The organism is Mycobacterium colombiense (assembly GCF_001672755.1).
In the GTDB taxonomy this organism is placed as follows: Bacteria; Actinomycetota; Actinomycetes; order Mycobacteriales; family Mycobacteriaceae; genus Mycobacterium; species Mycobacterium colombiense_C.
On record NZ_LZKI01000031.1, the window covers coordinates 24660 to 35231 of the forward strand.

A 10572-nucleotide genomic window follows, 5' to 3' on the forward strand; every position below is an offset into this window, starting at 1 on the left:
GCCGTCTCAGTCTACGCCGAGGGCCCGGGTTGGTCAGTGTTCAGCAACGTACTCGACGACGGACCGGTGTCGCGAACCTGCAGCGTGAGGCCGTTTGCCGGGATATCGCCGCGCCGGTCCCAGCGCGGGGTCAGCACGCCGAGCGCGCCCAGGGCCACCGCCGCGGCGGTCGACGTCCGCAGCACCTGGGGACCGAGCCGCACCGCCGCCGCGCCCGCGTCGGACAGCGCCGCCATCTCGTCGTCGGCGATACCACCTTCGGGGCCGACGACGAGCAGGAGTGATTCAGCTTGTGCCAGCTCGATATCCGCGAGCCGGTCGGTGGCCGACTCGTGCAAGGCCAGCGCCATCGCGCCGGCGGCCACCTCGTCGCGGATCCGCCGCGTCAGCTCGGCGGTGGACAGCACGCCGTCGACGGGCGGGATGTGCGCCCGGCGGGATTGCCGGGCCGCCGAACGGACGACGGCGCGCCACCGGCGCAACCCCTTGTCGACCCGGTTGCCCTGCCAGTTGGCCACGCACCGCGCGGCCTGCCACGCCAGGAACGCGTCGGCGCCGGCTTCGGTGGCCAGCTCGACGGCCAGCTCCGAACGCTCCGACTTCGGCAGCGCCTGCACGACCGTCACGGCCGGGGCTCCGGGCGGGACGCTCCAGCATTCGAGCACCCGCGCGCGCAGGCCGTCGCGCCCGGCGTGCTCCACCTCGCAGTGGGCCAAAGCTCCGGCGCCGTCGCCCAGCACGAGCCTCTCGCCGGGGCGGATGCGTCGCACGGTGGCGGCGTGAAAGCCCTCGTCGCCGCCCAGCACGGCGAGCGAGCCGGGTTGCGGCAGAGCGTCGAGGTAGAACAGGGTCGCGACCATGTGGGCGCCTTCGGGGCTCCCGACTAGCGTCCGGTGAAGGTTTCGCGGAGCCTGCTGAACAGGCCGCCGCCGGCGTGGGTCGAGCGGACCTCGGGCACGTCGCGGCTGCGCCGCGTCTTGAGCTCGCGCAGCAATTCGGTGTCGCGGTGATCCAGCCGGGCCGGAACCACGACCTCGACGTGCACGTGCAGATCGCCGCGGGTGCCCGACCGCAGGTGCGGCATGCCGTGGCCGCGCAGCGTGATGACCGACGCCGGCTGGGTGCCGGGCGGGATGGTGATCTCGCTGACGCCGTCCAGGATGGCGTCGACGGTGACGGTGGCGCCCAGCGCCGCGTCGACCATCGGCACCGAGACCGTGCAGTGCAGGTCGTCGCCCTCGCGGACGAAGACGTCGTGGGGCTGTTCGTGCACCTCGACGTACAGGTCACCGGCCGGGCCGCCGCCGGGCCCGACCTCACCCTGGGCGGCGAGCCGCACGCGCATCCCGTCGCCGACACCGGCGGGGATCTTGACGCTGATCTCGCGGCGCGCCCGCACCCGGCCGTCGCCCATGCACTGGTGGCACGGGTCGGGGATGACGACGCCGACGCCGCGGCAGGTCGGGCACGGCCGTGAGGTCATAACCTGCCCCAGCAGCGAGCGTTGCACCGTCTGGACCTCGCCGCGGCCACCGCAGGTGTCGCACGGCACCGGCGCCGAATCGCCGTTGGTGCCCTTGCCCTGGCATCGGTCGCACAGCACCGCGGTATCGACCGTCACTTGCTTGGTGACACCGGTGGCGCATTCCTCGAGGTCGAGCCGCATCCGCAGCAGCGAGTCCGAACCCGGCCGCACCCGCCCGATGGGGCCGCGGGAGGTCGCACCGCCGCTGAAGCCGCCGCCGAAGAAGGCCTCGAACACGTCGCCCAGGCCGCCGAAGCCGCCACCGAAGCCGCCGCCGGCCGCGGCCGCGCCCTCCATCGGGTCACCGCCCAGGTCGACGATCCGCCGCTTCTCGGGGTCGCTCAGCACCTCGTAGGCGACGCTGATCTCCTGGAATTTCGCCTGCGCGGCCTGGTCGGGGTTGACGTCGGGATGCAGTTCGCGCGCCATCTTGCGATACGCGCGCTTGATCTCCGCGTCGCTGGCGTTCCTGCTCACGCCGAGCAGCCCGTAGTAATCGCGTGCCACGCTTGACTCTCCTATACCTGGTCTTTACCCCGCGCCAACCGACCCTGCGAGTGCGCGTTCATCGAGCACCCAGGACTTCGCCGATATAAAGGGCAACCGCAGCAACGCTGGCGATAGTTCCCGGATAGTCCATCCGGGTGGGCCCCAGCACACCCATTCCCCCGTAAACGGTGTCGGAGGTGCCGTAGGCGGTGGTGACCACGGAGGTGCCCAATATCTGCTCGGCGGCCGTCTCGTGGCCGATGCGCACCGTCACCTTACCGGCTTCCTGCTGGGCGGCCAGCAACCGCAGCACCACCACCTGCTCCTCCAGCGCTTCCAGGATGGAGCGCAGCGACCCACCGAAATCGGCCGCGTTGCGGGTCAGGTTGGCGGTACCGCCGAGCAACAGACGCTCTTCGGTGTGTTCGACGAGGGATTCCAGCAGTACCGTCGCCGACCGGCCGACGGCGTCGCCCAGGCCGTCCGGGCTGCGCAGCTGTCCGGCGAGGTCGGCCACCGCGACCGAGGCGGCCGACAGCTTCTTGCCCACCAGCGCCTGGCCGAGCATCTCCCGCAGCTGAGAAAGTTCGTGGTCGTCGATCACGTCTCCGAGTTCGACGACCCGCTGGTCGACCCGGCCCGAGTCGGTGATGACGACCATCAGCAGCCGTGCCGGGGTCAGGGCGATCACTTCGAGGTGGCGCACCGTCGACGACGACAGCGTGGGGTACTGCACCACGGCCACCTGCCGGGTGAGTTGCGACAGCAGCCGGACCGCCCGGCGCAGCACGTCGTCGAGGTCGACCCCGGATTCGAGGAAGCTCTGGATCGCGCGCCGTTCGGCCGAGGACAGGGGCTTGACGTCGTCGAGCCGGTCGACGAATTCGCGATAGCCCTTCTCGGTGGGCACCCGCCCGGAACTGGTGTGCGGCTGGGTTATGTAGCCCTCGGCCTCGAGCACCGCCATGTCGTTGCGGACGGTGGCGGACGAGACGCCCAGGTTGTGGCGCTCCACCAACGCCTTGGAACCGATCGGTTCCTTGGTGGCGACGAAGTCGGCGACGATGGCGCGCAGCACCTCAAACCGACGGTCATCGGCACTTCCCACCGGCCGCCACCTCCTTCGATACCGCCTTGACCGGATTCATTTTACGGGCTCGGGCGGTGCCGACCGTTATCAGCGGCGGTTCGGCGGATTGGGCGGCCGCGGGGATCACGGCCCGTCGTCGCCGCGAAGAAGGCGGGTGCGCCCGAACGACTTCTGCGCACGCATCGGTGCTGACGAAAGTCGCTCGGGCTAGCCTTTTCAGAATGAACCGGTCGGGCCGCAGCAATGAGTCGGGAAAGGTCGGCCGATGATTTTCAAGGGCGTACGCGACGGCAAGCCGTATCCCGAACACAACCTGTCCTACCGGGATTGGTCCCAGATCCCGCCGCAGCAGATCCGGCTCGACGAATTGGTCACCACCACAACGGTGCTCGCACTGGACCGCCTGCTCTCCGAGGACTCCACCTTCTACGGCGATCTCTTCCCGCACGCGGTGCGGTGGAAGGGCATCACCTATCTCGAAGACGGTCTGCATCGTGCGGTGCGCGCCGCGCTGCGGAACCGCACCGTGCTGCACGCCCGCGTGTACGACATGGATATGCCGCTCGGCGCGCCGGGGTAGTTGTCACGTTCGGACCTCGCCGCGTGTCGACCTGGTAAGGACGTTGGTTAGCAACACGACTTGCCAGGAGGGTCGCCATGCCACGGCTGCAAGGAGTCTCCGACCGCGACGCCGGCCTCGGCGCCAAGATCGCTTTCTTTTTCACCAAGCGCAAGCTCGCGCAGATGACCGGGCTGGAAACCGCGGGGATGCTGGAACCGCTGAGGATGTATGCGCACATCCCGCGATTGCTCAACGCCTACGGCAAGTTGGAGCAGGCCGAGTCGAAGCTGGACGTGCTCAGTCCCCGCCAGCGGGCGTTGGCCGAGCTGAAGGCGGCGACGACGGTGCGCTGCGAATACTGCATCGACCTCGGCTCACAGATCGCGCGCCGCTGGGGCATGACCGACGAAGAGCTGTTGGCCCTCGCCGATTATCAGAACGCGCCGTGCTTTTCCGACGTCGACAAGCTGATCCTGCGGTACGCCACCGCGATCAGCCGCACCCCGGTCGAGGTGAGCGACGAGCTGTTCGACGCGCTGCGCGCACATTTCGATGCCGCGCAGCTCGTCGGCCTGACCCACGTGATCACGCTGGGCAACCTTCGGGCCCGTTTCAACATCGCGCTCGACATCGGGTCGTCGGGCTTTTCCGGTGACCGGGTGTGCGCCCTACCCGAGACCGATCGGCCGTGACGGCGGAGGCGTCACTGGCGGCACGCTTCGAGGCGGCCCGACCACAGCTGGGCGCGATCGCCTACCGCATGCTGGGCTCGATCGACGACGCTCAGGATGCGGTGCAGGAGACGTGGCTGCGGTTGAGCCGCACCGCCGAATCGGACGGCGGGCAGGGCATCGCCAACCTGGACGCCTGGCTGACCACGGTGGTGGCGCGCATCTGCCTGAACATGTTGCGCGACCGCCGAACTCACGGCGGCGATGAACTGGTCGGTCACCTGCCGGATCCGATCGTGGAAGCAGAGGGTGAATTCGACCCCGAACACCGCGCGATGCTGGCCGACGCGGTGGGGCTGGCGCTGTTCGTGGTGCTTGATACGTTGCCGCCGGCCGAACGGTTGGCGTTCGTCCTGCACGACGTCTTCACCGTGCCGTTCGACCAGATCGGGGCCATCGTCGACCGGACGCCGGAGTCGGCCCGCAAGCTGGCCAGCCGGGCACGACGCCGGATCGAGCAGGCCGACCCGGTTCCCGACGGCACATTGGCCGCGCAACGCGAGGTGGTCGACGCCTTCTTCGCGGCGGGGCGCAGTGGCGACTTCGACCGACTGGTCGCGGTGCTGCATCCCGACGTGGTGTTGCGGGGAGACTTCGGCGCCGCCGCGACCCCCTTCCGCGCCCAGGGCGCGGCCTCGGTGGCCCAGCTGGCCCACAGCTACGCAGGCTCGGAGCGCGAGGCGCGTGCCGCGACCATCAACGGTGCCGCCGGCGCGGTGATTTTCGTCGCCGGCCGGCCGGCATCCGTGATGGGCTTCGTGGTGCGCGGCCGCCGGATCCGTGCGATCGATGTGCTCGCGGATCCGGCGCGCATCGCCCGGTTAGACCTGCGCGCGCTGGGGGCCGATCACTGACCGGCGGCCTGCAGCAGCTCCATCGCCGACGCCCGCGACAGCACCCAGCCGCCCTGATTGACGAAGGTGACGCTCTGCGTGACCGGCGAGGTCAGCTTGGGGCCGGAAACCGCAACGTCGGCGGTCGCCGAACCGGCCGCGGCCGGCTGGATGTTCGTGACGTCGAACGACAGCGGCAGGTCGCCGTTCTTGGCGGCCTTCTGCAGCTTCTTGTCCGCGACGTGCGCTTCCATCCCACTGATGCCGCCCTGCACCAGATTGCCCTTGCTGTTGAACGACACGTTCGGGTCGGCGAGGCTGTTCAGCACGCCCGTCAGCTGATCGGGAGTCGGCACGTTGGCACCGGCGACCGGCTGTGCCGGCGGCGGATCCTGCGGAAGCGGCGCACCGACGGTGGCGAGCCGCACCCCGGCGGCCAGCGAACTCGGCGTCGCGACGGAAGCCACGCCGGCGGCGGCGCCGCCGACGATGGCCAGCGCTGCCACCGCGGTGGCGAGTGTCTTGACGGTCTTCATGGTTCCCCCTTCGGTGGGCACGAATTTCGACGCATTGCAATCCGCGCCGCCTGTCGTGGCGGCTCAGATGGTGTAGGCGTGCCCGTTGCGTCTGGTATTTCGTGTCTCGGCACCGATACGTTACGGCGAGCCGATGTGGGAGACACAAGAGCAAACTGTGCGCCGGCTATGTGAGGGCGTGATACGCCGCCGCCAGGGGAAATTGAAAGGCAAAACCCCATGCGCCGCCTGACGGAGGCGCATGGGGTTTGCTTGAAACGTCGGCGTTCTAAACGGATCGCCGAACTGTCTTAGCTGGTCGCCGTCGCCGCCTGCAGCAGAGCAAGCGCCGCGTCGTGCTGCAGGACCCAGTTGCCGTTCTGGTTGACGAACACCAGGTGCTTGTTGACCGGTCCGGCGAACTTCGGCCCCGTGATGGCCACATCGGCCTGGGCCATATTCGGACCCGCCGGCGCGATGTTCGTCACGTTGAACTGCTCGGGGAAGTTCCCGTTCCGGTAGGCCTTCCGCAGGTCGTGGTCGGCCACCATACCCTCGTTTTGCGGGACGCCGTTTTCAACGAGGTTGTTCTTGTCCCTGTAGTTGACGCCGGGGTCGGTTACTTGGGTGCAGAGGTTGGCCAATTGGTCAGCCGTCGGCAACTGCCCCGGCGCTCCCGGCGGCGGGGGCGGAGGCGGCGGCGGGTCCTGCGGCAGTGGCGCGCCGACCGCAGCCAGTTGCACCTGATCGAGGCCGATCGGTGCTGCAATGGAAGCCACACCGGCGGCGGCGCCGCCAATGGCGGTCAGTGCCGCCACGCCTGTGGCAATGGACTTCACGGATTTCACAGGTCCCCCTTCGATGCACATGGACCGTGACGGAAATCCTCCGGATCGCCGCACACGGTCACACGTCTCCATGGTTGAAGATGGTGTAAGTGTGCCCTGTGACTCCGGAATTTGTGTCTCAGGTCGGTCACGTTACGACGACGCTACGGACGCGACGCGTGAAAACACGCTAATTATTCTGTGCCGCAAGTATGTAGCGGCAGAAATCTCGCCCCCGCAGACCCCTGCTATTCCCCGGCGAGCGCCTCGATCAGGCTCTTGGGCCGGATGTCCGACCAGTTCTGTTCCACGTACTGCAGGCAGTCCGCGCGACTGGCCGCACCGAACGCCACCCGCCAGCCGGCCGGCGTGTCAGCGAAGGTCGGCCACAGGCTGTGCTGGTCTTCGTCGTTGACCAGCACCACAAAGGTCGCATTGTCGTCATCAAAGGGGTTCGCGCTCATCGTGTCTCCTTCTCACGGGATACTTGGACGGGCTGACGGTGGATCCCAATACCCGGTCGGATAGCAGCCCAAGGCAGCTCAGGTTGGGAAACCCGGGCCCCTGGGTAAGTCCTGACAGGTTCGGCAGGAACAACTTGGGTGTCACGTCTGTGACGGCCAGGTCATAACCTATCGCTTCCTGCAGCCGTTCCGCGGTCAGGGGCCCACCGAGACCGAGTTCTAGCAGATCAAGGGCTTCTTGACTGAATAACGGTGCGAACCAAAGCGAGTCAGCGCCGGAACCGTCGATGACGAGGTCGAACCCGTGTACCGTCTCCAGATTTTCGCTGCCGCGATTGGTCGACAGCGTCAACCTGATCTGCCCCTCCTTGCCCACCGCATGGGCGACGCGGCCACGCAGGTGGTGGATGCGATCGTCGGCCAGCAACGCCTCCTGTACGTGGGACGAAAACACCCCACGGTCGGTGCGCGCCAACGCATCGCGACGTTCGGCAAGCGTGAGGGCCGGCCAGTTGGTGGGATCGGAGAACAGCGAGTTCTCGAAGAACCCCTCGCCGCGGGTGAACAATGTGGCTTGCGGCGAAATCACGGTGATGCTCGAAACCCGGTGCCGGAAAAGCTCATACAGCATCGCCGCGGCCGTCTCGCCACCGCCGATCACCGCCACCCGCTCCGCATTGATCCGGTCGTGATTGGCGGCGCGGTCCCAGAACTGGGCGATCGACAGGACACGCGGATTGCCTGGTAGCAAAGACTTTTCGGCCTGGCCTGGGCCGGTGATCATCAGCGAGTCGGCGTGCACGGTGGTCTCGTGCGTGTGCAGCGCCCAGCGGTCCCCGGTGATCGCCAAGCGTTCGACGTCACCGTGCACCACGTTCATGCCCACGTGCTGCGCGACCCAGCTCAGGTACTGACTCCACCGGCGATGCGTCGGCGCCGGCCTGCCGCGGTCGATCCACTCCGCGAACGAGGCCGTCGCGATGAGATAGGACTGCCAGCTGTAGCGGGTCATCCGTTCGTCGAGTTCGGCGTTGCGGCGCGGCACCAGCGCCGAGCGGTAGGGAAACCCGACGTCTTTCTCGGGACTGGTGCCCAACCGATGCGCGCCATCGGTCCAGCCGCCGCTGGCCTGCCAGTTCGCCGCGACACCGATCCGATCCACCGCGACCACGTCGGGAACCTCGACGCCCATTTCGCGCAGCGCGAAGGCCTTGGCTGCCACAGCCACCGCCTTGGCGCCGGCACCCACGATCGCAAGTGTGCTCATTTCACCATCTCCCGCAGCGACTCAACCCACAGCTTTTGCAGCGCAGCAATATCCATCTCATCGAGAATGTCGGGCAGGGCGCGCCACTGCGCGGCGAGTACCCGCTCCCCGTCATAGCTCAGCACCATCGCGGCGATGGTGAGTTCGTGGCGCACCGCCAGTTCCGGCTCCGGCACCGGCGACGACCCGGCGAGTAGCTCGCGCTCGAGCCGCAGTCCGGTGCCGCCGCCGCTGTGCGCGGCGCCGAGATAATTCAGCAGCAGCTGCGGTGGTGAATACCCGGCGAGCCGCTCGCCGGTGTCGTCGCGCAGGTAGCGCAGCAACCCGTAGTCGAGTCCATCGCCGGGGATCGCCGCCAACGTCTCCCCCACCTCGCGCGGATCCGTCGAGCCGAGCCGCACCGGGTAGATGGAGCTGAGCAACCCGACCGTGTCGCCGGTGTCGATGGTGTGTGCGCCCGGCCCGTCCACCAAACCGTCGGCGCGGCCATGTGTTTCGAGTGCGAGCAGCGGGGGCGGGGTGGCCTGGCCGCGCATCACGCGCCAGCGCGTCACCGTCGCCGCGGTCGCGGCGACCAACAGCGTGGGCAACGGCAGTTCCGAATCCAGCAGCCGGCGGGTGAGGTCGGCGTCGGTGGCGGCGTTGCGGACGATCAGGTCGCGAGCGCGATCGCGGCGCGGATCGAGGCGACGGGCACCGAGGTCGGGGTCGTCACCGTCCAGTTGGGACGCCCAGAAGTGCACCGTGTCCAACCGGCGCGCCCGCACGGTCAGCGCGTCCGCCCAGCGCCGATAGCTGGTGTGTTCGCGGACGGGTGCCGGCGAGTGGCCGGTGGCCGAGGCCGCCAGGGCGGCACCGAGTTCACCCAGGATCACTCGCCACGACGCCGGATCCAGCGCGACGACGTGCGCGGCCAGCAGCAGAACACTCTCCCCCGCCGGCGGTCGCAACCATACGGCGGACAGCAGCGTTCCGCGTTCGGGATCCAGGCGGTCGACGGCCTCGGCGACGTGGGCGGGTACCACCGCGGCCAGATCGCCAACGACCTCAACCTCTTTGACCGCGTCGGCGGCGTCGGCAGCGGGCACCAGGGTCATGGTGGAGCGGTCCACCCGGGTGCGCAGCACCTCGTGGCTCTCGATGATGCTCGAAGGCCGCATCCAACTGCTCGCGGCGCAGCGCTTCGGGCAGCCGGATGGCTTCGGTCTGCGCGAGCCGGCGTGGGTCACCGAATTCGTAGAGCCATCGGCCGTTGGGCAGCAACGGCATTGGTCCGGATTCGGTGTCCGCCTGCTGGGCGGCGGTCGTGGTTTCCGAGTCGATCGCCTCGGCCAGCTCGCGGACGTTGCTGCATTCGAGGATGAGCCTGGCGCGCAGCGCAATTCCGCGTGCGCGGGCCGCTTGTACCACCGACAACGCCATGATGCTGTCCAGGCCCAACTGCAGGAAGTCCGCGGTGACGTCGATGCGCGGTTGCCCGAGCAGCTCGGCCAGCACCTCGGCCAGCGCGGATTCCGTAGCGGTCTCGGGTGTCGCCGTGCTGACCTCCGACTCGGCGTGGTCGAAGGCGGCCAGCGCGGTCTCGTCCAGCTTTCCGTTGGGGGTCAACGGGATTTCGTCGACCAGGATGATGCGCTGCGGAACCATGTAGCGCGGCAGCCGGGTGCTGAGCATGCCCCGAAGCTGCGACGTCGTGGGCCGGCCGGCTGCCGTGTCGGTGGCGACGTACGCGGTGAGCCGCGCAATACCCCGGCGCTGCTGCACCAGCACTCCCGCGTGCTGAACGGCCGGGTGCGATTCGAGGGCGGCCGCGATCTCGCCGGGTTCGACGCGGTGGCCGCGGATCTTCACCTGCGCGTCGGCGCGTCCCACGTATTGCACTGAGCCGTCGGGCGACCGGCGCACCAGATCGCCGGTGCGATACATCCGTTCGGCCGCCGCAAACGGGTCGGCGACGAAGCGGGCCGCGGTCTCCGGAGCGCGGCCCAGGTAGCCACGGGCCAGCTGGGCACCGCCGAGATACAGTTCGCCCGTCGCCCCGCACGGCACCGGGCGCAGCGCGGAATCCAGCACGTAGCCGCGGGTGTGCCGGGTCGGCCGCCCGATGGCTGGTTCCTCGTGCTCGGCGATGGCGGCGACCACCGCCTCCACCGTGGTCTCGGTGGGCCCGTAGCAGTTGTATGCGGCCATCGACGAGGTGCTGCAGGTGTTGCTTATCCGGGCCCAGGCCGCGCTGCCGACCGCCTCGCCGCCCAGCGCAAGCACGGTC

General features: G+C 68.8%; 10 protein-coding genes and 1 pseudogene. 3 read left to right on the forward strand and 8 right to left on the reverse strand.

Going from position 1 to position 10572, the window contains the following annotated elements:
- Nucleotides 1-11: 11 nt before the first annotated feature.
- From A5708_RS03365 to hrcA, 3 genes are read right to left on the reverse strand one after another with little or no spacing between them, the layout of a single operon-like run.
- A complete protein-coding gene (locus tag A5708_RS03365; RefSeq protein WP_065027270.1) occupies nt 12-860 on the reverse strand; it encodes a 16S rRNA (uracil(1498)-N(3))-methyltransferase in 849 nt (282 codons plus the stop codon).
- 23 nt (nt 861-883) lie between these two features.
- Nucleotides 884-2032, reverse strand: a complete 1149-nt coding sequence (gene dnaJ, locus A5708_RS03370) for a molecular chaperone DnaJ (protein ID WP_064954091.1) — start codon at nt 2030-2032, stop codon at nt 884-886.
- 58 nt (nt 2033-2090) lie between these two features.
- On the reverse strand, nt 2091-3122 hold the full coding sequence (gene hrcA, locus A5708_RS03375; RefSeq protein ID WP_064954092.1) for a heat-inducible transcriptional repressor HrcA: 1032 nt from the start codon (nt 3120-3122) through the stop codon (nt 2091-2093).
- Between the two features lie 247 nt (nt 3123-3369).
- Between hrcA and A5708_RS03380 the strand changes: the two genes are divergently transcribed.
- The 3 genes from A5708_RS03380 (at nt 3370) to A5708_RS03390 (ending at nt 5251) form a co-directional block, all read left to right on the forward strand.
- On the forward strand, nt 3370-3684 hold the full coding sequence (locus tag A5708_RS03380; protein WP_007770254.1) for a type II toxin-antitoxin system VapB family antitoxin: 315 nt from the start codon (nt 3370-3372) through the stop codon (nt 3682-3684).
- A gap of 77 nt (nt 3685-3761) precedes the next feature.
- Nucleotides 3762-4358 (forward strand): carboxymuconolactone decarboxylase family protein, encoded by a 597-nt coding sequence (locus A5708_RS03385; RefSeq protein ID WP_044486256.1) that lies wholly within the window; start codon nt 3762-3764, stop codon nt 4356-4358.
- Nucleotides 4355-5251 (forward strand): sigma-70 family RNA polymerase sigma factor, encoded by an 897-nt coding sequence (locus A5708_RS03390; RefSeq protein WP_065027271.1) that lies wholly within the window; start codon nt 4355-4357, stop codon nt 5249-5251. The genes A5708_RS03385 and A5708_RS03390 overlap by 4 nt, the downstream gene beginning before the upstream one ends.
- On the opposite strand, the gene A5708_RS03395 is transcribed toward A5708_RS03390, so the two are convergent.
- The 5 genes and pseudogenes from A5708_RS03395 to A5708_RS03415 form a co-directional block, all read right to left on the reverse strand.
- The gene (locus A5708_RS03395; RefSeq protein ID WP_065027272.1) at nt 5245-5766 is read right to left on the reverse strand and encodes a hypothetical protein; all 522 of its coding nucleotides are present in this window, start codon (nt 5764-5766) and stop codon (nt 5245-5247) included. The genes A5708_RS03390 and A5708_RS03395 overlap by 7 nt on opposite strands.
- 290 nt (nt 5767-6056) lie before the next feature.
- Nucleotides 6057-6593: a hypothetical protein gene (locus A5708_RS03400; protein ID WP_065027273.1), complete on the reverse strand. Its 537-nt coding sequence runs from the start codon at nt 6591-6593 to the stop codon at nt 6057-6059.
- A 227-nt stretch (nt 6594-6820) separates the two neighbouring features.
- Entirely contained in the window at nt 6821-7036 is a 216-nt protein-coding gene (locus A5708_RS03405; protein WP_065027274.1) for an MbtH family protein, read from the reverse strand.
- A complete protein-coding gene (gene mbtG / locus A5708_RS03410; protein ID WP_065027275.1) occupies nt 7017-8303 on the reverse strand; it encodes an NADPH-dependent L-lysine N(6)-monooxygenase MbtG in 1287 nt (428 codons plus the stop codon). Before mbtG ends, A5708_RS03405 begins: the two co-directional genes overlap by 20 nt.
- Nucleotides 8300-10572: pseudogene (locus A5708_RS03415) on the reverse strand (AMP-binding protein); the annotation flags it as partial. The gene mbtG and the pseudogene A5708_RS03415, both read right to left, overlap by 4 nt.